17 protein-coding genes, 4 pseudogenes and 1 riboswitch are annotated in these 22562 nt (G+C 68.8%); of the genes and pseudogenes, 6 read left to right on the top strand and 15 right to left on the bottom strand.

The features are described from left to right. Positions 1–167 precede the first annotated feature (167 nt). The 4 genes and pseudogenes from ACIQM3_RS16580 to ACIQM3_RS16565 all read right to left on the bottom strand — a co-directional run. Positions 168–312: pseudogene (locus ACIQM3_RS16580) on the bottom strand (MBL fold metallo-hydrolase); the annotation flags it as partial. Between the two features lie 714 nt (positions 313–1026). Then, positions 1027–2655 (bottom strand): putative T7SS-secreted protein, encoded by a 1629-nt coding sequence (locus tag ACIQM3_RS16575; protein ID WP_401624423.1) that lies wholly within the window; start codon positions 2653–2655, stop codon positions 1027–1029. Further along, complete coding sequence (locus ACIQM3_RS16570) at positions 2655–3302, bottom strand: hypothetical protein (protein WP_401624421.1); 648 nt, start codon at positions 3300–3302, stop codon at positions 2655–2657. Before ACIQM3_RS16570 ends, ACIQM3_RS16575 begins: the two co-directional genes overlap by 1 nt. Further along, the gene (locus ACIQM3_RS16565) at positions 3292–3789 is read right to left on the bottom strand and encodes an SseB family protein (protein WP_401624419.1); all 498 of its coding nucleotides are present in this window, start codon (positions 3787–3789) and stop codon (positions 3292–3294) included. Before ACIQM3_RS16565 ends, ACIQM3_RS16570 begins: the two co-directional genes overlap by 11 nt. Positions 3790–3856: 67 nt before the next feature. Between ACIQM3_RS16565 and ACIQM3_RS16560 the strand changes: the two are divergent. From ACIQM3_RS16560 to ACIQM3_RS16550, 3 pseudogenes are all read left to right on the top strand, one after another. Next, positions 3857–4167, top strand: a pseudogene (locus ACIQM3_RS16560) (transposase); the annotation flags it as partial. Positions 4168–4808: 641 nt separating this feature from the next. After that, positions 4809–5306: pseudogene (locus ACIQM3_RS16555) on the top strand (RNA polymerase sigma factor); the annotation flags it as partial. Positions 5307–5792: 486 nt separating this feature from the next. Then, positions 5793–6245, top strand: a pseudogene (locus ACIQM3_RS16550) (hypothetical protein); the annotation flags it as partial. A gap of 786 nt (positions 6246–7031) precedes the next feature. Here the strand turns inward: ACIQM3_RS16550 and ACIQM3_RS16545 are convergent. Together ACIQM3_RS16545 and ACIQM3_RS16540 are read right to left on the bottom strand one after the other, a co-directional pair. Next, positions 7032–8228, bottom strand: a complete 1197-nt coding sequence (locus ACIQM3_RS16545) for an MBL fold metallo-hydrolase (RefSeq protein WP_401624417.1) — start codon at positions 8226–8228, stop codon at positions 7032–7034. A 108-nt stretch (positions 8229–8336) separates the two neighbouring features. After that, a complete protein-coding gene (locus ACIQM3_RS16540; RefSeq protein ID WP_401624415.1) occupies positions 8337–8771 on the bottom strand; it encodes a PPOX class F420-dependent oxidoreductase in 435 nt (144 codons plus the stop codon). A 154-nt stretch (positions 8772–8925) separates the two neighbouring features. Between ACIQM3_RS16540 and ACIQM3_RS16535 the strand changes: the two genes are divergently transcribed. Both ACIQM3_RS16535 and ACIQM3_RS16530 read left to right on the top strand, forming a co-directional pair. Beyond that, entirely contained in the window at positions 8926–10125 is a 1200-nt protein-coding gene (locus ACIQM3_RS16535; protein ID WP_401624413.1) for a Glu/Leu/Phe/Val dehydrogenase dimerization domain-containing protein, read from the top strand. Between the two features lie 48 nt (positions 10126–10173). Then, positions 10174–10785 (top strand): TetR/AcrR family transcriptional regulator, encoded by a 612-nt coding sequence (locus ACIQM3_RS16530; protein WP_401624411.1) that lies wholly within the window; start codon positions 10174–10176, stop codon positions 10783–10785. 218 nt (positions 10786–11003) lie between these two features. On the opposite strand, the gene ACIQM3_RS16525 is transcribed toward ACIQM3_RS16530, so the two are convergent. Then, positions 11004–11831 carry an SGNH/GDSL hydrolase family protein gene (locus ACIQM3_RS16525; RefSeq protein WP_401624409.1) on the bottom strand — a complete coding sequence of 276 codons (828 nt, stop codon included), beginning with the start codon at positions 11829–11831 and terminating at the stop codon, positions 11004–11006. A 176-nt stretch (positions 11832–12007) separates the two neighbouring features. Further along, positions 12008–12922, bottom strand: a complete 915-nt coding sequence (locus ACIQM3_RS16520) for a peptidoglycan DD-metalloendopeptidase family protein (protein ID WP_401624407.1) — start codon at positions 12920–12922, stop codon at positions 12008–12010. A 2-nt stretch (positions 12923–12924) separates the two neighbouring features. Beyond that, positions 12925–13085, bottom strand: a riboswitch (cyclic di-AMP (ydaO/yuaA leader). Between the two features lie 413 nt (positions 13086–13498). Between ACIQM3_RS16520 and ACIQM3_RS16515 the strand changes: the two genes are divergently transcribed. After that, positions 13499–14323, top strand: coding sequence for a tyrosine-protein phosphatase (locus ACIQM3_RS16515; protein ID WP_401624405.1), 825 nt, complete (start codon positions 13499–13501; stop codon positions 14321–14323). Positions 14324–14332: 9 nt separating this feature from the next. On the opposite strand, the gene ACIQM3_RS16510 is transcribed toward ACIQM3_RS16515, so the two are convergent. The 7 genes from ACIQM3_RS16510 to shc all read right to left on the bottom strand — a co-directional run bounded on the left by ACIQM3_RS16510 (position 14333) and on the right by shc (position 22387). Further along, positions 14333–14506 (bottom strand): DUF6126 family protein, encoded by a 174-nt coding sequence (locus ACIQM3_RS16510; protein WP_187355684.1) that lies wholly within the window; start codon positions 14504–14506, stop codon positions 14333–14335. A 66-nt stretch (positions 14507–14572) separates the two neighbouring features. Beyond that, complete coding sequence (locus tag ACIQM3_RS16505) at positions 14573–15193, bottom strand: helix-turn-helix domain-containing protein (protein WP_401624402.1); 621 nt, start codon at positions 15191–15193, stop codon at positions 14573–14575. 57 nt (positions 15194–15250) lie between these two features. Continuing rightward, entirely contained in the window at positions 15251–16645 is a 1395-nt protein-coding gene (locus tag ACIQM3_RS16500) for an aspartate aminotransferase family protein (protein ID WP_401624400.1), read from the bottom strand. Continuing rightward, entirely contained in the window at positions 16642–18552 is a 1911-nt protein-coding gene (dxs, locus tag ACIQM3_RS16495; protein WP_401624398.1) for a 1-deoxy-D-xylulose-5-phosphate synthase, read from the bottom strand. Before dxs ends, ACIQM3_RS16500 begins: the two co-directional genes overlap by 4 nt. A 132-nt stretch (positions 18553–18684) precedes the next feature. Beyond that, complete coding sequence (gene hpnH, locus ACIQM3_RS16490; protein ID WP_099177424.1) at positions 18685–19704, bottom strand: adenosyl-hopene transferase HpnH; 1020 nt, start codon at positions 19702–19704, stop codon at positions 18685–18687. 6 nt (positions 19705–19710) lie between these two features. Next, the gene (locus ACIQM3_RS16485) at positions 19711–20370 is read right to left on the bottom strand and encodes a 1-hydroxy-2-methyl-2-butenyl 4-diphosphate reductase (RefSeq protein WP_401624396.1); all 660 of its coding nucleotides are present in this window, start codon (positions 20368–20370) and stop codon (positions 19711–19713) included. Positions 20371–20374: 4 nt separating this feature from the next. Beyond that, a complete protein-coding gene (shc, locus tag ACIQM3_RS16480) occupies positions 20375–22387 on the bottom strand; it encodes a squalene--hopene cyclase (protein WP_401624394.1) in 2013 nt (670 codons plus the stop codon). Positions 22388–22562: the final 175 nt, after the last annotated feature.

The following is a 22562-nucleotide window of genomic DNA, read 5'->3' as shown; positions in this document are numbered from 1 at the left end:
CCCCTAACCCGACGAATACGGCTCGGCAATCTGGCCGGTACCCGGCCCTCTGCGCGCGGCGTCCGCCGCCTCAGCGAGGTATCCCCTCACGTCGTACTCGGTCTCGCCCGGATACAAACTCTCTCCTGCCGAGGAGATCGACCGGTGGCATGGCAGTCCGTCACCCTCCACTCCGCCGGCTCCGTCCACGCATGCGGTGCCAGGTTGAATGTGCCCCAGTGGATCGGCATCAGCGCACCATGCGGCCGGCCGCCCTGCAGGTCAAGGTGCGCGTGGACCCCCCTGAGCGGGCGACATGTGGATGTCTGGCCAGACCCCCGGCAGCGGCGTTTAGTCCGTGTGGTTCTTGGGCCAGCAGTCATTCTTGACTCTCTCAGTCCACAGCGGTTTATTTTTGGGCGACTTCTTCCTCGTTGCCGTGTTCTTGAGGGCCCTCATCTCGTGGATCGTGGCGTGATCGCCGTCGTCCTCGCTGCGGTCTCCTTGGCCTTCCGCACGCTCACGGTCGCGCTGCCGTCAGGTAGATGAGAGCGTAGGCTGGCCAGCCCAGCAGCGGATGGCAGGGGTCGCCCTCCCAGCAACGTCTGAATCCACCTGCCCGGGAAGATGAGCAGGGCCCCTTTTCGCGCAGACACAGGGATGAACCGAGGTCGGCGCCTCTACCAAGGGGTGGGACCCTGGATCCGATCTCAGCCGACCACTCTCACGCCAAAGATCAGTTACGGGACAGCCCTTTGATCGAAAGACCGGCCGACGTTTCGGGTCGCATGCAAGCTACGACCTCGGAGCCCACTTAGCTTACGCTCATTCCTTGGTCGGGCCACGTCGACGTCTCTTCGTAAAGTGCGTTGATCTTGCGTGATGCTTTCAGGAATGCATAATCGATTTCTCCGTCGATGGGTTGAGATCTGCGACTCTTCGTGTCCATCAGGAGTCTATGAGGAGGGTCGTCCGTGTCGAAGCCGAAGAGATACTCGACCGATTCGGCAGATTCGGCAATCTTTCGGAAATATACCAGTGAGGCCATCACCATTCACCTTCCAAGTCTTCCCGCTTGAACAGTGGAATATGCTGTTCCCAGTTGTGATCTTCATTCGCGAATCGGTGGGCTTCCTGATAAGTGGATCCAGGGTGATCGCGGAGATATCCCAGCTCCGCTATTTCGTGTTCGAGGAGGATGTGGTCTTCGGGCAGTGCGTTGCCGGATCTGAGCCGGATCCACGCATCTGCGATCTCCGCATCTGCGTCGAACTTTCGTATCACCACCTTACCCGTTTCCGGGTCAACGATCGGATGCTCAGTGTCGAACACGTGCTTCTTGACCGACGCGATCTCCTCGGATGAAAATCCTGTAGAGCCATTGCCTCGTTGCACGTCACGAGAATGGTCGGCGATGCTGCTGACGTCACGAGAGTCCTTCAGGAAACTGTCATACGCATCTTCAGCCCACCTGGTTTGAGCTGGATCGTCCAGAAGGTCTCTCGGCCGTCGCCGCGCCCCGGTCATCCATTCGTCAGGCAATTTACCAGGTCCCACTTCGCGCATTCCAGCCCGCAGGCCGCCCCTGATGAAGCCGCCACCCTTGGTGCCGATGAGTTCGGGAATCAGTCGGCCGATGAACTCGGAGGGGTCGCCCTTGGCCGCGTCCCAGGCGTTCTTCAGTGCCCGGTCGGGGTTGGCGGCGGTGGAGACGAGGCCGGCGAGCGTCATGTTGACGCCCTTGTAGTACTCGGCCGGGTGCGTCAGGTTGTACGGGTCGGTCGGGTTGACCGAGCGGACGAAATTCACCAGTCCCGCGGAGGCCTTGATGACACCGCCGCCGACGTGGGCCAGCTCGATGCCTTGGCCGACCCCGTAGTCGATGAGCTCCTGCTTGGCCCGGTCCAGGCCGGTGGGCTCCTTCGGAGCATGCGCCAACGCAGCCGTGATCGCACCCTTTGCTGCTTCGCCCGCTTCGTTACGTGCCCGGCGGGCGCGCTGGAGGATTTCCTGCGCGTGCTGGCGCTTGGCCGCTCCCGGGTCGGAGAACTTCCCCGGATGCGGGAGCGGGTGGTCGGTGTTGCGGACCGCGTTGTACGCCTCCGCCTTCTCCCTGAAAGCGGCAGCTGCGGTCTCGTAGTCCTGCTTGCCCTCCTTGTAGAGAGCGATCGCCTCACCCGCCTTGCCCTGCGCGCTGGTCACCGTGTTGGCGAACGTCTCCAACGCCTTGGCCGCGTCCTCGAACGCGTCCGCCGCGCGCAGCCAGTCTGTGGGCAGCGTCTGGAATTTGACGCGGAAGGCGTCGGCAGCCTCGCCCTTCCAGTGACCGGAGTCGAGCTTCTTCATCCCGCCGCCGACAAGATCGAACGCCTTCTGGAAGTCGCGGAGGTTCTTCACCGCCGCACTGATCTTCTCCGGCCTGCCGTGGATCAGCTCATCCGCTTCCTCGGTCTGACCGAGCTGCTGCTCCCCGACCTCCGCACCCAGAGAGGACGCGGTCTCATCGCCCCAGTCCTCGACCGCATCCGCCCACTCATCGGCACCGACCTTCTCCAAGCCCGAGCCGAGCACATCGGTGCCCTTGTCGATGCCTGTCCCGACGATCTCCTTGCCCTTGTCGACCACATCGCCAGCACCGTCGTAAAGGGCATCGCCCCACTTCCCCCAGTCCACCATCAGCGACTCTCCCCCCACCGCGGCTGCTCAGCCTGATCGATCGTCTCCTGCGAGGGGTCCAAATACTCCTTCAGCCGCTCATCCGCCGCCGACCGCACCTCCGGGTCCACCAGCCCGTTGCGCTCCATCGAGTCGAGCGCGGCATCCTCCACGTCGTAGGCGGTGTTCTTCCAGGTCTGGTTCACCTCGTTCTGGGCCTGGCTCATCGAATCCCAGCTGTAGTCCGGGTTGTCATAGGCGGACTGGGTGCTGACCTTGTCCCAGCTCATCGCCTTGACCTCGTCCTCGGACGCATGCGGATTCCCGTTCAAGGAGTTCACACCGATCTTGATCGAGTCCTTGACGTACTGCTCCTGCTCCGCATACGAACCCGCCGACAGCCCCACTCCGAGAGCGAAGCCGTTCCCCTTCTGTGTCAGGGCCCGTACGCCCCACTCCCAGCGGTTGCAGAACGTCTCGAACTCCGACGTCAGCCCGCCGTGCCCCAACTCCAGCCCCGAGAGTGCGAGATCCGAGAACCCCCGGCCCGTCGACGCTTCCCCGATCATGCCGAGCTCCTTCAGCTCCGCATGCGCCAGATCGATTCCCTTCGCGATCTCGGCCAACGCCTCCGGCGGAACTTCCAGGTCAGAACCTTCACCGCTCATTGAATCCCCCGAGATCAACCGCAACCGCATCCGGCACGATGCCCGCCACCGGCGGGAACAACAACCCGTCCGTACTGCCTGCATCCAGCGCCACCCCAGCCGGCCCGGGAAGCAACGGCACCATCACATCCAACAACCGCGCGCCCAGAACGCTCTGGTACGTCCATCCCCGGTCGCCCTCACCGCGAGCCAGGGCGAACCGGGCCAACGCCTCCTCGTCCGAGAACGCACAGATCCAGCGCACACCGTTCTGCTCCGCCGACCACAGATCCCCGGCCTCACCCAGCGGCACCAGCGCCGCCGTACGTCGGAACTCGCCCAGCAACACGGCAAACTCTCGGCGCGCCGTAAGCAACTGCTCCTGGCCGGCCTCGATCGACGTCACAGTCGAGGCGCGCCTAGGCGACGGACCTGAAAAACAGTCCAGGTCCGCCAACCGCGACCGTCTCTGCTGCCGCTCCGGTATCCCATCCCCACCCGTGGTCATAGGCAGGATCTTGACACGCAAGAATTCCCGAGTGCAACGTGCCATCGCCTACTGGCCGGAAAGCTGCTACTTCGCGCCCCAGCCCCTGCACGCAGGCAAAGCCTACGACCTACCTCACCTGCGGAAAAATGGCTATGGGACAAGCACATCGGCGTGCGCATCGCCCGCAAGGGAGCCGAGTCCAGCGAACGCTTAGGACGCCGTCGATAGGTCATCGAACGCACCATGTCCTAGCTCACCGGATACCGCAGACTCAACCACCGATACGAACGCCAACCCCGCAACTACCTGGCCTTTCTCGGCCTCGCCGCGGCACTCTGCTGCTACGAACGACGCGCCCAACCCACCACATACACGGTCTTATTCGACAGCGCGTAGTCGCTCTGGACGTAGACCCAGGAGAGTCGAAAGAGGCGCTGCCAGCCGACGCACCTGTGCCGGGCGCCAGCCAGAGACGATCTCTTCCAGTGCATGGCGGCGTTCGTCCGGCGGCGCGTCGTGCCGCCTTCGAGGTCGGGCAGGCCTGCGATTAGGGCAGCGTTCGAGTTCCGTCGACTTGCAGGCGGTGGCTCGCTGCTTCTTCAGCCAGCGGGCCACCGGGGAGCCGCCCTGGGTGGCCTCGCCGGGCGCGGCGAATGTGCTGGTCCGAGGTACAGCGCAGCACACACATCAGGGAGTTGGCGGGCAGCCGGGAGCAAGGAGCGGACTTCCTGAGCAAGCCCATGCCAAAGAATCATGAACGCGACGTCATGAGAATGGCGTACCGCCGCCTCTCTCTTGTGAACGGCCACCGCGCGCACTGAGCGCCACCGGCCCATAGTGCACGGGAGGTTGGACGGTGGAGCTCGCTGCCGCACTCTTGTCCGCGGTTATTCCTCTGGTCCCTGCGGTCAAGCGTTGGCTGGACAGCATGGCGCTTCGCAACCGGTCCTCGGCCCGGGCCGAGATAATCCGTGCTCGGTCGGCCCGTCAGGGCGCCTCTCGAGGTATGGCCGCAGAACGGAAATCGGAGGAAGGCAATGGCTGAGCGTGAAGTGGAGCCCGCTGAGGCTTTGGGTACTTTGTACGCCAACTACTGGGTCAGCCTCACAAGCACCGCTCAGCAGGCGCTCCTCGCCCACGGCATCCCGGAGTCCGTCGTCTCGGCCGAGGATCTCGTGCAGAACGCCTTCGCCAAGGTGCTGCGTCATCCGGCGTCTGTCGAGTACCCGGTCACCTATCTGCGCATGGTGATCCGCACGGAAGCGGCCAACCGAGCGCGTCAGCAGGCCCGACACAGTGGGCTGGAAGCACGGCGTGCGGCCGATCCGCTGCGCTTCGACCCCTTGCAGTCTGCGGACGTGGCCGCACTGGTGGCCAACCGCTGTGCCGTCGAGCAGGCCATGGACGCCCTGACTCCCTCGCAACGCACCGCGGTATGGGCAACGAAAGGGCTGGACTGCACCCAGGCCGAGACTGCGGTCATGATGGAGAAGGCGCCCGGCACTGTCGCCACTCATGTCTCGCGTGGCCTGGCACTTCTGCGTGCGAGCCTCGTTGCCGCCGTGGTCGCCGGCACCGTCTGCGGGGTGAGCCATTTCATCGGCGATCCGCTGCAGGACACCCCTCCCGCGAGGGAGCCGGGCATAGGTTCCGGCCCACTGTCCCCACACTGGTGGCCCGGAAAACCAGCCCTGATGTCCGTCCTGTACGCGCACTGGCCGGTGTCCGTCCCGGCGGCGCTGATGGCCACGTGCGGCATTGCCTGCTGGCTGCGGCGGCGCTTCAGGGCCCACGACAGGGCCGAGACACCATTCGGAACCTGGTTGGGCCTCCGGCGGACCGGCCAGGCCTGGCGGAGTTCGACCAACCAACTCGGGCTGCCCTTCACCTCTCGCGAAGTCACCCGCGACGCGATCGTGTTCGTGGCCCCAAGTGACCTCTCCGCCGAAGCCGTACTGAAGGGTTTGGAGGCGGTAACCATCCTGATGAAGCGAAAGCTGGGCCGCACCGTTCACCTGGAACTGTTCGGGGGACTCTCGTCGCGGCAGCAGAGCTCCCCTGACAGCCGACTACGGGACGCATTCGACCTGACCGGCTGGTCCAGAGGCGAACTCGCCAGAAAGGTGAACCGGCAGGCTGCCACCCTGGGGGACCGGCAAGTCGCGACAGACACCTCGCGGGTGCGCCGTTGGCTCGACCTTGGAGAGATCCCACGCGATCCCGTACCGCAACTGCTCGCCGCCCTGTTCACCGAGCGTCTCGGTCGTGTCGTGACCACCGAGGATCTCGGCTTGACCCGTCCCGCAAGCGTGGGGGCACGCCGCAACAGTGCGGAGCAGCAACACCCCGATGGGCTGCCATGGGCGCCCGAGCGGACCGCCGTGGTGCTCACGGAATTCGCGGGCATGGACCTCATGCTCAATCGCCGCGGCTTCGTAAGCGAGAACGCCTCGCTCCCAGCCGATCGATCGATTCCACTGTCAGGGAACGTCTTGACAAGGACAGTCCCGCCGGACGCCGGGCCGGGAGTGTCAGAGACCTGAGTTCCAGCTCGCCTCGGCCCTCGACTCGCCGCCGAAGCCGCCAACCATGCACGAGCTCGTTGCTACTGAGCATGATCGGGTGGTGTCGGACGGTTTACCAAACAGCGTCAAGGTGGCCTTGGTAGGCCTTGTGCGGTGAGATATTCGCAGGGCGGCTTGACCTACGTCGAGAGAGCCGCACGGGAGCGGGTCGGGCGTCAGGCCGCGCCGGGCTTCGAGGCTGGCGGGAAGGACCGGAGTTCCCGCGCTGCGGATCTCGGAGCGGTCGGTGGAACGTTGGCAACGCCAGTGACGCGAGGGCGGCCCTGCCTGAAGTGGCCTCCAAGGGGTCACCTGGTCGACCCCGACTATCTGACGCGCAAATGGCTAGGTTGGAGCGCGGCCCGCTGGCCCCACGGGTGAAGCAGAAATCCGGCGCCGTCGGGCCGTGGGGACAACGAGGTTCTCCCTTCCCCGCGCCGTGTAGATCGGCTTGTCCCTGCCAGCCCGGCGCAACGAACTTCGCCAGCCAACGAAACGCCGCGACTCAGACGATGCGAGTCTTGACCAGCATGGGCGATGAACCATGCGCGGAGGGCAACGGTGTGGACTGTCCCGGGGCTACCGGCCGTCCCTCTCGGAAGGGACCGTCGATAGCCGCCCACAGACGGTCCCGCTCCTCGCGCGGCAGGTGGCCAAGCAACCGAGCGAGCTGCTCGAGATCCCTCTCGCTCTCTGTCACCGCTCGCCCGCAAGGTCGACTTCTTCCCGGTGCACCGGTGCCGCATCCGCCACCTTCGGACCACGCCACGGATGCGCAATCGGCGCCGACACCGCACGCCACCACGCATCCGAGGGAAGCTCCCCTGCCGGTTCGAACGGCTCACCCGGGCGGGGGAAGGCAACCGGCTGCCCCGCCTCCTCGGCCACGTCCTTCATCCACTCCCCGGGCTCCGCCCACGGATGCGGGGCGAGGTTGAAGGTCCCCCAGTGGATGGGCATCAGCGCGCCGTGCGGCCTGCCGCCCTGGAGGTCCAGGTGCGCGCGCAGGCCCTCGGCCGGTGTCATATGGATGTCGGGCCAGTACTCCGAGTAGGCGCCGACCTGGATCATCGTCACGTCGAAGGGGCCGTGCTCGGCGCCGATGTCCTGGAAGCCGGAGAAGTAGCCGGTGTCCCCGCTGTGGTAGACCCGGTGCTCCGGACCCGCGACGACCCACGACGCCCAGAGCGTGTGCTGCTGGTTGCGCAGCCCTCGGCCGCAGAAGTGCCGGGCGGGGGTGGCGGTCAGGCTGATGCCGGCGATCTCCGCGGTCTCGTTCCAGTCGAGCTCGTGGATGCGGTCCAGGGGCACGCCCCACCGCTCCAGGTGGGCGCCGACACCGAGCGGCACCGCGAAGACCGTGTCCGTCCCCGCCAGGGCCTTGATCGTGGGCAGGTCGAGGTGGTCGTAGTGGTCATGGGAGATCACTACGGCGTCGACCGGCCCGAGCGAGGCGAGCGGGAGTGGGACGGGGTGCAGCCGCTTGGGCCCGGCGAAGGCGAACGGCGAGCAGCGCTCGCCCCAGACCGGGTCGAACAGCACCCTGCGTCCGTCGATCTCGGTGAGCACGCTGGAGTGGCCCAGCCAGGTCACCCGCAAGCCCGTCGCCGGCGGTGCGGCCAGGTCGGCCAAGGTCGTGGCATGGACCGGCACGGTGCCGAGCGGGGACCTGCGCGCCCGCTGCTCCTTGTGGAAGTACACCTTGGCGAATTCGAGCATGGAGCCGGAGGGCCTGGTCCGCGCCCCCTCCGGGTTCTGGAAGACACCGTCGGCGAAATTGGGCGAGCGGCGGATCCGCTCCATCCGCACCCCCGCCGGGTCCGCGCCGAAGGCGTCGGGGCGCAGCGAGCGGAGTCTGGTACGGAGCGAAGGCTGGTGGTCGGCGCCGGTCACAACATCTCCTGAGGGAGTCGGTGTCGTCATTATGGTCTGCAATCAGGACGGAGCGAGAGCTCGGCGGTGAACGGAGCACGGTCAGGGGCCGCCGGGAGCCGTGCCGCCTCAGGCGCGCGGCTGGCCGTACACATGCTCGATCCGCAGGGTCAGGACGACTCTGCGGTCCTGGACCATCACCCGGCGGTAGTCGTCCCAGTCCGGGTGCTCTCCCCGCACGTCCCGGTAGAGGGAGACCAGCTGCTCCACGACCCCGTCGTGCGGGTCGGCGGCGGGCGGGGTCAGCTCGGCGGTGACATCGGCGACGGTCCAGGCCCATCGGTCCTCACTGGTCACGTGATAGCTCGCCCGCGGGTCCCGGCGGAGATTGCGGGTCTTCGCACGCCCCTCGGTGATGGACACGCGGATCACCCCCTCTTCGGGGTAGTAGGCGTGGTTCACATTGGACAGCTGGGGTCTGCCGTCACGCTTGAGGGTGACCAGCACCCCGCCGTCGTGCTCCCCGATGAGTCGTAGCAGCGCCGCACGCGAGGGTTCCGTCATGCCGACTCCAACGTCCGTACCCCCCGCAGGATTCCGCATCGGGCGTCCGACGATGTCACATCCGGTGTTCCGTACGCGTTGACAGCCGTGCCCCGCCTTCCTGATACTGACTCGCTGTTCAGTAAATCGACACAGGTGATCCAGGAGCCGCCCGATGCAGTCCCTCTCCCCCGCCCCGCTGGTGTCCCTGACCTGGACGGACCACGTCACCGGCACCGAGGGATACCTGGTCGTCGACCGACTGGTGCGCGGGGTGTCGAGCGGGGGCCTGCGGATGAGGAAGGGCTGCACCCTCGCGGAGGTGGCCGGCCTGGCACGGGGCATGACCTTGAAGGAAGCCCTGCACTTCGACGCCGGCGACCCGCGGACGCGCTACATCCCGCTGGGCGGCTCCAAGGGGGGCATCGACTGCGACCCGCGCGATCCGGCCGCCTACGGGGTGCTCGTCCGCTTCCTGCGGGCGATGCGGCCGTACATCGAGAACGTCTGGACGACCGGCGAGGATCTCGGACTGAGCCAGGATCTCGTCGACCGGGCCGCGGCGGAGGCCGGCCTCGTCTCCACGGTCCAGGCGGTCTATCCCCTGCTGGACGACGAGGCGGGCGCACGGCGACGGCTCGCGGACGCCTTCGCGGTCACGGTTGACGGGATCGGGCTGGACGAGCTGGTCGGCGGGTGCGGGGTCGCGGAATCCACGCTCGCCGCACTGGACCGGGCGGGTGTGGCGCACCGCGGTGCCCGGGTCTCCCTCCAGGGGCTCGGCACGATGGGCGGGGCGACGGCCCGCTTCCTCTCCCGGGCCGGACTGTCCGTCGTCGCGGTCGCGGACATCAGGGGCACCATCGCCAATCCCGCCGGCCTGGACGTCGAGGCACTGCTGGCCGCCCGGGACGTACACGGGGCGGTGGACCGGCGCGCGCTGCGCGACGGGGACCAGGAGCTGCCGGCCGACGACTGGCTGGCCGCCGACGTCGAGGTGCTGGTTCCGGCCGCGGTGTCGTACGCCGTGGATGGAGCGAACCAGGCCTTGGTCAGGGCCCGTTGGGTGGTCGAGGCGGCGAACATGCCGGTGCTTCCGGAGGCGGAGACACTGCTCGCCGAGCGCGGAATCACGGTTCTCCCCGATGTGGTCGTCAACTCCGGTACGAACGCGTGGTGGTGGTGGACGCTGTTCGGGGACATCGGACCCGATGCGGAGGAGGCGTTCGGACACACCCGCCGCTCGATGCGCGTCCTGATGGACCGCGTCCTGGAGCGGGCGGCCGCGGACGGCTGCACCCCGCGGGCGGCGGCGCACTCGCTCGCCGCGGACCGACTGCCGGTGATGGCGGAGCGGTTCGGCTGGTATCGGTAGGGCACGGGGGCCGGATGCCGGCGCCGCCGCGTTGGTTAGGGTGACCGCGTGGCCAGAGTGCGACTGAGTGTGGCGGAGCGACGTGAGGCGCTCCTGCGCGCTGCCGTCGAGCAGATCGAGGTCCGGGGTGTGTCCGCGGTCAGGATCGCCGATGTGGCCGCCGTTCTCGGGGTGAGCAACGCGCTGGTGCTCTACCACTTCTCGTCCAAGGAGAAACTGGTGGCCGCCGCGTTCGCATACGCGGCGGAGGCCGATCTCGCCCATCTGCGCAAGCTGCTGACCCGGCGCACCAGCGCGGTCCGGCGGCTCCGGTCCGCCGTTCGCTGGTACGCGCCGACCGGACAGGCCAAGGGCTGGCGGCTGTGGATCGAGGGCTGGGCCTCCGCACTCCGTGACCCGGTGCTGCGCGAGGTGGCCGGAGACCTCGACCAGCAGTGGAAGGCCGAGCTGGCCGAGGTGATCGAAGAGGGGGCCGCGGCGGGTGAGTTCCACTGCGAGGACCCGATGTCCGTGGCCTGGCGGCTGACAGCGCTCCTGGACGGGCTGGCCGTCCAGATGACGTCGTACGCGGGTCCGCTCTCCCGGGCCACCATGCTGCAGTGGACCGAGGAGGCGCTCGCCCGCGAACTCGGCATCGACCACGAGGCCCTGACCGCCTGAGGCTCCGAAGGGCGGGTCAGGTCTGGCGCACCGGGGCGTAGGACTCCCCCTCGATCCCGGAGACACTGCCGTTGCACGATGTCTTCCCGGGCGGCGTCCTGGAGCGGATACCCGCCCGCCCGGTGCGGGTGTCCGCATCGGACGGGTTCGTTCCGCCGGGCCCGGCCCGGCGTCCGCTCCCCCTGGCCGGCCCCTGACGACGGGTCGGCGCCGAGCGGTCAGAGCGGCAGCAGGTCGGGGCGCTTGGCCGCGACATGGTCCCCGGAGGACTCCCCGCGCAGCCGGCGGCCGAGCCACGGGACGAGGTATTCGCGCGCCCACTGGATGTCGTCGCGCCGGACCTCGAGCGCTCCGCGCTGTGCCTGCGGAGGCCACACCTGGTCGGGGTCGGCGGGCACCTGGAGGCCGAGGACCTGGGCGGCCCGCAGCGCGACGCGGGTGTGTCCCTCCGCCGAGAGGTGCAGCCGGTCGTTGTCCCAAGCTCGTCTGTCCTGCACGGACCGCAGGGACCACAGGTCCAGCACCGGGCAGTCGTAGCGGTCGGCGATGGACCGGACATGAGCGGTGTACATGGCGATCTTGCCCCGCAGATGCTTGAGCACGGGGATGCCACGGGTGTCGAAGCCGGTGGTGACCATGACCGTGCCGACCGCCTGCGTCAGGTCGGCGACCGCACGCTCGAAGCGCTCTGCCACGTCGTCCGGGTCGGAGCCGGGACGGAGGATGTCGTTGCCGCCGGCGCAGAAGCTCACCAGATCAGGTGCCAGCTGCTTGGCGCGGGGGACCTGTTCCTCGACTATCTGGTCGAGGAGCCGTCCGCGTACGGCGAGATTGGCGTACCGGAAGTTGCCGTGCTTGTCGTCCGCGGGGGCGACCGTCGCGTCGGCGCCCGGGAGCTGGTCCGCGAGGAGCACCGCGAGCCGGTCTGCCCAACCGACGAGTGTCCCGCCGGGGCCGGCGTCTCCGACGCCCTCGGTGAAACTGTCGCCAATCGCTGCGTACGACCCGATGATGCCTCGTTGTTTGTTTCTCGAATCGTCTGCCACAAGGGCTTATCTTGCACCTTCGATTGTGACCTACGCGACCGTAATAAGGGGTTGACGGGTGGTGAGAAAGACCACCCGGTCAGTTTTTGGTAAAGCCGGAATAAGGAGAGGGGCGGTGCGCAAGCGCGCACCGCCCCTCTCCTTCAGCCTGAGATGACACCCTCAGGCGGCGTGTCTCAGATGGAGACGCCGTGCGAACGCAGGTAGGCGATCGGGTCGACGTCGGAGCCGTAGCTCGGGCCGGTCCGGACCTCGAAGTGGAGGTGCGGGCCGGTGGAGTTGCCGGTGGTGCCGGAGAGGCCGATCTGCTGGCCGCCGGTGACGGTCTGGCCGGCCGAGACCTCGAGCGAGGAGAGGTGGGCGTACTGGGAGTACATGCCGTCGCTGTGCTGGATGACGACCTCGTTGCCGTACGAGCCGCTCCACCCGGCGGAGACCACGGTGCCCGGCCCGATGGACCGGACGCTGGTGCCGGAGGCCGCCTGGAAGTCGGAGCCCGTGTGGTAGCCGCTGGACCAGCTGGCGCCCGAGGCGCGGTACTGGGTGGTGACGTTGGCGTTCTCGACCGGGGTGGCCCAGCCGGAGCCGGTGCTCTCCTCCGACGCGCCGGAGTCGGCGGTCTTCGCCGCCGGAGCCGACGTCGCCTCGGCCGGGGCGGCCTTCTTCTCGGCCGGGGCGGCCTTCTTCGCCGCCGACGGGGCGGACTTGGAGGGTGCGGACTCGGCGGAGCCGGACGCCTTGGCGCCGAGGGTCAGCTTCATGCCCGGGAGGATCAGGCCGGGGTTCTCGCCGACGACGTCGCGGTTGTCCTGGTACAGCTTCTGCCAGCCGCCCTTGATCTTCTGGTCACCCGCGATCTTCGCCAGGTAGTCGCCGGAGACCACGGAGTAGGTCTTCGGGGCGCTCTTCGCCGAGGCCGGGGCGCTGTGCGCGGCGGCGGACTCGGCGGCCGGCGCGGCCTGCTCGGCGGCGTGGGCGCCGGTGGCGCCGATCAGCGGGAGGGCGAGTACGGCGCCGCCGGTCCCTGCGGCAAGGACGCCTCGGGAGATCGGGCCGGTCTTCGTGCGACGGTGCTTGCCTTTTGCGGGCATGGAAATTTCCTCTCCGGCGCCTGCGAGGTGAGCTGTCGGGTTCGGACTGGAGATGCCCGGCCGCGCGGTGCGCGTCTTTACCCCGAGCCGTACCGGATCCCTCCGGCCGGCGGCCTACCTGGTTCCCCCGCTCCTGCCACACGTGAGTCGGTGCGGATTCCGGGCGGCGGCAGGATTAGGCGTTCCGTCCGGATTGACCGTGACCGTAAGCGAGCCGGTACGTCGCGAACAAGCCGTGGATTCCGGACCGGAATCCACGCTTCATCAGCGCGCGGAATTCCCGTCACACTCCGTGGATTACGGATCTTGGCTTTCCGCACGGCGTCCGGAATACCCTCCGGCGCCTTCACCACACACCGTCACGGATATGATCCCGCTCACCCGCCTCACCCCATCTCCCGCACAAGCGGGGCATGTTCTGCTAAATACACCAATACGGACATGGCGCGGTCTCGTCCGCGCAGGGAGACCAGGACCACGGCGGCCGGGACAGTTGTCCGATGCAGCCATGTCGTATCGTCGCGGGCGTGCCCCCGTCGGCGAGCGGCGCCGACGCCCGACACCCCAGGAGCCCTTGTGACGCAGCTGCCAGAGGTCCCGCCGGTCGGCCCCGAGCCGGCGGACGTCGATCTGACCGGTGTCCGCAACTTCCGCGACGTCGGCGGGCTTCCGACCGTCGACGGCAGCACCGTGCGGTACGGGCGCCTCTACCGCAGCGGCCACCTCGCCCACGCCACGGAGGCCGACGCCGCCTTCCTCGCCGGGCTCGGCCTGCACACGATCTTCGACTTCCGCAACGCGGCGGACCACAAGCTCGACGGTCTCGACGTGGAGCTGCCCGGCGTCCGGAATGTCAGCATTCCTCTCTCCGACCCGGCGGACGGCGCGGAGTTCTGGCGGCTGGTGCGCGACGGGAACATCCAGCAGCTGCGCTCGATCCTCGCCGACGGCAAGGGAACGGGGCGGATGATCGCCTCGTACCGTTCGATCATCAAGGACCGCACCGCCGAACACAGCCGTGTGCTGCACGCGCTGGCCGAGGACAGCGTGCCGGCGCTGATGCACTGCGCGGCGGGCAAGGACCGGGCCGGCCTGTCGATCGCGGTCTCCCTGCTCGCGATCGGCGTCGAGAAGGAGGCCATCGAGGCCGACTACCTCAAGTCGAACGACGCGCACCGCCGCTACAAGGTGCGCCGTAGCGACACCTCACCGGTAGGGATGTCCGAAGAGGTGATGGAACTGCTCAATCCGCTCTTCGGCGCCCGCGCCGAATACCTCGCCGCGGCGTTCGACACCATCGACGAGGTCTGGGGCAGCACGGACCGGTATCTCGTGGAAGGGCTGAAGATCAGCGACGGGACCCGCGCGAAGCTGCGTGAGCGACTCGTCGAGGGTGCGTGACGCCGGGCGTCATCCCTTGCCGGCCACGGTGAAGAGAAGGAAGAGGAAGCCCGCGACGACGTGTCCGGCCACGAGGTAGGCGAAGAGCCGGATCACGACGCCGCGGGGCATCCGCCGCTCCTGCGTGTCCTTGCTCTTCGGCCTGCGCGGGGTGAGCGGGTCGTAGTACTCCGAATCGGACATGACGGTCCTCTCTTCCGGCCGCTCGGGCCGGGTGGCGAAGGGGGCGCGCGGCGTGGGTGTGCGGGATCAGAGCCGGTGGATCCCGCTGCCCAGGCACAGCTCGGCGGCCGGGCTCTGCAGCAGCGTGTGGACGAAGAGCAGTCGCGCCCCACCGGGGTCGAGGGCCGCGATCCGGTGCGGGGTGAGCGAGTCGAAGTGCGCGCTGTCACCCGGATCGAGGTCGTGCACGGTCTCGCCGAGCACGACCCGCAGCCTGCCGTCGAGGACGTAGAGCCACTCCTCTCCGGGGTGGACGCGCACGAGGTCGCCCTCCACGCCGTACGGGACACGGACGTGCAGCGCCTGCATGGCGCGGCCCGGCCCGCCCGCCTGCCGGTAGAGCCAGCCGCCCGCCTCGGTGGATCGGGGCGCGCCGGCGGGCGGGCCGCCGCGGACGATCGCGTCACGTTCGGGCGGCATCTCGCCCAGGAGCTCGGAGACGGTCGTACCGTAGACCCGGGCGAGGCCGAGGAGCATCGGCAGCGAAGGCTGCCTCCGGCCCGTTTCGAGCCGGGAGAGGTGGGCCGGGGAGAGCCCCGCCCGTCCCGCCGCGCTCTCCAGGGTGAGGCCGCGGTTGCGGCGCAGATCGCGTAGGCGTGGCGCGACCCCCGGGAGCTCGTCGGCCACCCCTCCGTCAGGAGGATTCATGCCTCCATTGGGCCAGGACATTTCCTCTGAGGCAAATAATTTGCCTCAGAGGCAACATCAGCGGTTGGCCACGGCCTGTTTCACCAGTGTCCTGCCGAAGTCCCACATCAGCCCACCCCCGCTGTGCGCGTCGTCCATGACGGCGGTGAAGGCGGTGACGAAGCGGTCGATCTCCGGCTCCCCGATCACCAGCGGCGGAATCAGCTTGATCACCTCCAGGTGATCACCGGAGACCTGGGTGAGGATCCGGTGCTTCTGGAGCAGCGGCACGACCACCATCTGGGCGAAGAGTCCCTTGCGGGCGGCCTGCAGCATCGTCCACCGGCTGCGGAGCTTGAGGGAGGACGGCCGGCCGAACTCGATACCGATCATCAGGCCCCGGCCGCGCACCTCGTGCAGCAGCTCGTAGCGTTCGACGAGCGCGGCGAGCCGCTCGCGCAGCAGATCACCGGTGCGACGGGCGTTCGCGACGGTCTCCTCCTGCTCCATCACCGCGAGGACGGCGAGCCCGGCTGCCATGGCCTGGGCGTTGGAGCCGAAGCTGGCGGAGTGGACGAGGACCCGGTCCATCGAGGAGTAGACGCGCTTGAAGATCCAGTCCTTGCCGAGCGTCGCCCCGACCGGGACGTACCCGCCGGAGAGCGCCTTGGCGACACAGAGCAGATCGGGTTCGACACCCTCCTCGTGCTGGTACGCGTAGAAGTCCCCGGTTCTGCCGAGTCCGGTCTGCACCTCGTCGGCGATGAGTACGGCCTTGTGCCGGTGCAGCAGCTCCTGTGCCTCGCGCAGGAAGCCGGGCGGTGAGGCGTGGACGCCCTTGCCCTGGATCGGCTCCACGACCAGCCCGGCCACGTCCCCGCGCTTCAGCTCGCGCCGCAGCGCGTCGAGGTCGCCGAGCGCGATGGCCGTGTCGGGCAGCAGGGGCGCGAACCCGTCGCGGAAGCCCTTCTCGCCGTTGACGGAGAGCGACCCGGTGGTCAGTCCGTGGAACGCGTGGTCGCAGTAGAGGATCCGCGGCTTGCCGGTGGCGTACCGGGCGAACTTCAGCGCGGTCTCGACCGCCTCCGTACCGCTGTTGCCGAAGAACACCCGGTCGAGGTGCGGGCTGTGCGCCAGCAGCTTCTCGGCGAGGAGTCCGGGCAGCGGCTGGCAGTCGAAGCGGGTGAGGTCGGCCAGTGAGGCGTCCAGCACGTCGTGGAGCGCCTTGCGTACGACGGGGTGGTGTCTGCCCAGCCCCATCACGCCGAAGCCGGCGAGCATGTCGAGGTAGTCGTTGCCCTCCGCGTCCCAGAAGTGCGCGCCCTCGGCCCGCTCGTAGACCTTGTCGAAACCGAGGGTGTGGAGCATCCGCGGCAGCTGGTGGTTGAGGTGCCGGGTGTGCAGCTCGTAGCGTTCGGCCCCCCGTTCCGCGAGGAGCCGCGTCAGGTCGAAGCCCGGCTGTTCGTCCTTCATGCCCCATTCTCCTTCGGCATGTTCCGCTCTCCCACTGCCGTGCGGCGCTCCAGCGCCGCGCTGATGCGTCCGGCGATCTCCACCGGAGTGAGCCCGATCCCGGCGAGTACCTCACCGCGCCCGGCGTGCGCGAGGAACTGCTCGGGGATGCCGAACGTCCGCAGCGGTACGTCGACGCCGGCGTCCCGCAGGGCCTGTCCGACGGCCCAGCCGACCCCGCCCGACCGGCTGTTGTCCTCGACGACCGCCACCAGCCTGTGCTGCGCGGCGAGCGCGGGCAGCTGCTCGTCGACCGGTTTGACCCAGCGCGGGTCGACGACCGTGCAGCGGATTCCGGATCCGGCGAGCAGGTCGGCGGCCTGCAGACAGACCGGGGCGAGCACGCCGACGGCCACCAGCAGGACGTGCGGGTCCGGGGCCCGGTGCAGGACGTCCATCCCGCCGATCCTCCCGACGGCCGCGACAGGCTCCCCCACCGACTCCTTGGGGAACCGGACAACCGTGGGCGCGTCGTCGACATCGACGGCCTCGCGCAGCTCCTCACGCAGCCGGTCGGCGTCGCGCGGGGCCGCGATCCGCAGTCCCGGGACGACCTGGAGCACCGACATGTCCCACATGCCGTTGTGCGAGGGGCCGTCGACCCCGGTGACGCCGGCCCGGTCCAGCACGAAGGTCACCCCGCACCGGTGGAGGGCGACGTCCATCAGCAGCTGGTCGAAGGCCCGGTTGAGGAAGGTCGCGTAGACGGCGACGACCGGGTGCAGGCCCCCGGTGGCCAGCCCCGCGGCCGAGACCGCCGCATGCTGCTCGGCGATCCCGACGTCCCAGATCCGGTCGGGGAACTCCTCCGCGAAGCGGGTCAGCCCGACCGGATGCAGCATCGCCGCGGTGATCGCGACGACGTCCGGGCGCTCGGCCCCGATCTCCGCGATCTCGTCGCCGAACACCGACGTCCAGGAAGGCGCGGCGGGCACGACGAGTGGTTCGCAGGTCAGCGGGTCCATCCTGCCGACGGTGTGGAAACGGTCGGCGTCATCGGCCAGGGCGGGCGCGAAGCCACGGCCCTTCTCGGTGATGCAGTGCACCAGCACCGGGCCGTGGAAGCGCTTGGCCCGGTGCAGTGCGGACTCGACCGCCGCCGTGTCGTGCCCGTCGACCGGGCCGACGTATTTGAGGCCCAGGTCCTCGAACATGCCCTGCGGCGCGAAGGTGTCCTTGAAGCCCTTCTTCGCACCGTGCAGCGACCCGTACAGCGGCTGTCCGATGACCGGCGTCTGCTGCAGCACGCCCTTGCCCCAGGACAGGAAGCGCTCGTAGCCGTCGGTGGTGCGCAGGGTGGCGAGGTGGTTGGCGAGCCCGCCGATGGTGGGGGCGTAGGAGCGCTCGTTGTCGTTCACCACGATGATCAGCGGGCGGTCCCTGGCCGCGGCGATGTTGTTGAGCGCCTCCCAGGCCATTCCGCCGGTGAGGGCCCCGTCGCCGATGACCGCCACGACATGACGCCCGCGCTCCAGCACCTCGTCGGCCTTGGCGAGGCCGTCGGCCCAGCCGAGCACGGTGGAGGCGTGGGAGTTCTCAATGACGTCGTGCTCGGACTCCTCGCGGGAGGGATAGCCGGAGAGGCCGCCCTTGCTGCGCAGCTTGGAGAAGTCCTGCCGCCCGGTCAGCAGTTTGTGCACGTAACTCTGGTGTCCGGTGTCCCACAGGATCCGGTCCACCGGTGAGTCGAAGACCCGGTGCAGGGCGATGGTGAGTTCGACCACGCCGAGGTTGGGGCCGAGGTGACCGCCCGTCCTCGCCACCGCCCGGATGAGGAACGCCCTGATCTCCTCGGCGAGTTCACCGAGTTCCGGTCGGCTCAACGCCTTGAGGTCCTGCGGCCCCTTGATGGATTCCAGCATCGTCACGCCCGGGCCCCTCTCTCTGCTCCGAACGCCACCGACCCGACCTGGATGCGCCGCGAGGGGCGACGCACCGCGAGAGGCCGGGCCGGCAGCTCCGGGAGACCCGGTACGACCGGCTCTCCTGCTCTCATGACGTCACCGGTTCCCGCCGATCGTCTCCCGTGCCGCTCGCAGGGATTCCTTCAGCGACCCCATGGTGGCGAGCACCGCGGTGGGCTCGTAGCCGCAGTGCGCCATGCAGTTGGCGCAGCGCGGGTCCTTGCCGCGGCCGTACTTGTCCCAGTCGGTGTCCTCGATGAGCTCCCGGTAGGTGGGGACGTACCCGTCGCTCATCAGATAGCAGGGCCGCTGCCAACCGAAGAGCGAGTAGTTGGGGATGGCCCAGGCCGTGCAGGGGAAGTCGGCCTTGCCCTCCAGGAAGTCCAGGAAGAGCGGGGAGTGGTTGAGCCTCCAGCGGCTCCGGTTGCCGCCCGCGAAGGACTTCTTGAAGAGTTCGCGGGTCTGCTCGACACCCAGGAAGTGCTCCTGGTCGGGGGCCTTCTCGTAGGCGTAGGCGGGCGAGATCATCATCTCGTCGACCTTCATCTCGTCGTTGAGGAAGTTCAGCACCTCGATGACGGTCTGCGGGGTGTCGGTGTTGAAGAAGGTGGAGTTGGTCGTGACCCGGAAGCCGCGCCGCTTGGCCTCCTTCATCGCCTCCACCGCTTCGTCGAAGACGCCTTCCTTGGCGACCGACTCGTCGTGCCGTTCGCGCAGCCCGTCGATGTGCACGGCGAAGGCGAAGTAGGGCGACGGGGTGAATTTGTCGAGCTTCTTACGCATCAGCATGGCATTGGTGCAGAGGAAGACGTACTTCTTCTTCGCCACCAGCTGACGCACGATCTCGTCGATCTGCGGGTGCATCAGCGGCTCGCCACCGGCGATGGAGACCATCGGGGCGCCTGATTCCAGCACCGCCCCGACCGCCTGGGCGACCGGCATGCGCTGCTTGAGCACTCCGGCCGGATGCTGGATCTTCCCACAGCCCTCGCACGCCAGATTGCAGGCGAACAAGGGCTCCAATTCGACGATCAGCGGGAACTTCTCACGCTTTCGGAGCTTCTGTTCGAAGAGATACGTCGCAACCTTGATGGACTGACGGAGCGGCATGGCCATCTGGGCTCACCTCCTGGGGAGCAGCAAAGATCGGTGCCATTCATGGAAAGCCGGAAGGACAGCACGAAGAACGCGGAATGCCGATATTCCACCGCGGACCGTGCCGATGCGGACGAGCTCATGCCCTGGAGCGTCCACGACCACCCGTACGGCGGCAACGGGGCGTGGCCCCGTCCGTACGGCGGTGCGGAGGGTGGCGGCGGACTCCATGTCCACCGCGATGGCGCCGGTGGCCCGAAGCGATGCCCGCTCCGGACCCCGGACCACATGTGCGGAGCCGTTCAGCGGGCCCGTGTGGACGGTACGTCCGGGCGCCGCCCTGACCAGTGCGTCGACCAGCAGGCCGGTACCCGTGCAGGCGGTGGTGCCGCCGTGGTCACGGGTCTCCTCGGCCACCACCAGATCACCCGGGTGCATGCCGGGTTCCAGCCCGGCGCAGAAGCCGGAGGCGATGACCGCCGTACCCCCGGCCCCGTCCTGCCCCAGCGCGAGCCGGACGGCGCTCTCCGCGGCCCGGGGGCCCATCCCGGACCTGATGATGCTCACGGGCCCGGGGCCCGGGGCTCCGCCCCTCCTTCCGGTGCGCAGGGCGAAGCGCTCGATGCCGAGCGCGCAGGCGATCAGCAGCGGCGTGGTGGGACCGGGCGGCTCCTGTGGACCCCCCATCGGCTCAGACCCCCTTGCCGGCGTCCGCGCCGATACCGGCAGCGGTGGCGAAGGGGTCCCCGTAGACGTACCGGCCGAGCGCGGTGAGGGGGAAGACCTGCCGGTACAGGTGGTAGTTGATGGAGAAGTCCCACGGGAAACCGGTCCCGGTGAAGTGCGGTTCGTCCCAGGATCCGTCCGGCTGCTGGGTCTCGGCCAGCCAGGCGACGCCCCGTCCCACGGACCTGCTCTCCCGCTCCCCCGCGGCCAGGAGGGCGAGCAGCGCCCACGCGGTCTGGGAGGCGGTCGAGGTGCCGTGGCCGATCCACTTCTCCTCACGGTAGGACCGCAGGTCCTCGCCCCAGCCTCCGTCGTCGTTCTGGACGGACCTCAGCCATTCGACGGCCCGTCGCACCGAGGGGTGCGCGGCCGGCAGCCCGGCGGCGATCAGTGCGGGCACCACGGAGCCCGTCCCGTAGATGTAGTTGACGCCCCACCGGCCGAACCACGCGCCGCTCGTCTCCTGTTCGGCGAGCAGCCACTCGATGCCCCGGCGGGTACGGGGGTGGCCCGCCCGTCCCTCGACGGCGAGCATCTCGACCACGTGTCCGGTGACATCGGCCGACGGCGGGTCGATGACCTCGCCGAAGTCGCAGAACGGCAGACGGTTGGGGAACGGGCTCGTGTTGTCCGCGTCGAAGGCTCCCCAGGCACCGTTGCGTGACTGCATTCCCAGGTTCCAGCGCACTCCGCGCGCGATGGCGGCCTCGACCCTGGCGGGGTCGGGGTGGCGGACGCGGCGCAGCGCCAGGACGACTTCGGCGGTGTCGTCGATGTCCGGGTAGTTGTCGTTGTGGAACTCGAACGCCCAGCCTCCCGGCGCCAGTTCAGGCCTGCGTACGGACCAGTCGCCGGGCCGTACGATCTCCTCGCCGAGCATCCAGTCGGCCGCCCTCACGAGCGCCGGATGGTCGGCGCTCACCCCGGCGTCGGCGAGGGCGATGGTGGCGAGGCAGGTGTCCCAGACGGGGGACTGGCAGGCCTCGATCATGCGGGCGCCGTCCTCACGCCACACGGTGAACCGGTCGAGCGACTCGAGCCCCGCCCGCATGACCGGATGGTCCAGGTCGTAGCCGAGCAGGTGCAGGGCGATGACGGAGTACACCGCGGGGGGCTGGATGCCGCCCCAGCAGCCGTCGTTCTCCTGGCGTTCGATGATCCAGCGGGCGGCGGCGTTCATGGCGCTGCGCCGCAGCCTGCGGGGGGCGACCTTGTGGTAGAGGTGCAGCGCCTGGTCGAGACGCTGGAAGACTCCGTCCCAACTCGCGGCCGGAGCGGCGGGCTTGGGCGGATTGGGGCACGCCGGATCGGTGTGCAGCTCGTCCAGCGTGAAGGGGGCGGGGCGTACGGGCCGCTTCGCGGACACGATGGTGAGCGGCACGATGGTCTGGCGGGCCCAGCATCCGAAGTCGTAGATGTTGAGCGGGACCCACTTCGGGAAGAACATCAGCTCGGGCGGGAGCTCGGGCAGGTCGTCCCACTTCCACCAGCCGAAGAGCGCGAGCCAGATCCGGGTGAAGACCCGGGACTCCGCGATGCCGCCCTGTTCCCTGACCCAGCCCGCCGCGCGGATCATGTGGGGGTCGTCCGGCCGATCTCCGGCCAGCCGCAGCGCGACGTACGCCTCGATGGTGGCGGAGAGGTCGGGCGGCCCCTCGTAGAAGGTGTTCCAGGTGCCGTCGCCCATCTGCTCGCCCCGGATGAAGCGGGCGGCGGCCTTGACGGTGTCCGGGTCCTGGATGCCCAGGAACTGACGGAGCAGCAGGTCCTCCGCGTCCATGGTGACGTTGGTGGCGAGGTCTCCCTTCCACCAGCCCTGCGCGTCCTGCCTGCCGAGGAGGTGCTCCACCGAGCGTTCCGCGGCCTGCCGCGCGACGGCCAGGATGTCGTCCGCGGCGTTGGTTGATTCGGTCGGATCGCTGGCCGAGGCTGCGCGGAGGTTCGCGGCCCCGGTGCTTCCGTCGGTCGTCGCTGTCATGGCTTCCCCTTCGTGCAGTCTGGTCCTCTGCTGTGCTGGGGTCTCCGTCGGGGGGGGGCCCCCCGGGGGGGCCCCCCCCCCCCCCGGGCGAAAAAATATGGTGGGAAGCACATTATTACAACCCCCCAAAAGCCGCGCCCCCGGGGGGGGGCCCCCCCCCCGGACCCGCCGGGTA

Origin of the sequence: Streptomyces sp. NPDC091271, assembly GCF_044757505.1 — a bacterium.
Lineage (GTDB): Bacteria > Actinomycetota > Actinomycetes > Streptomycetales > Streptomycetaceae > Streptomyces.
Note: the sequence above shows the minus strand (reverse complement) of the source record. Positions and strands in the feature narration are given on the sequence as shown.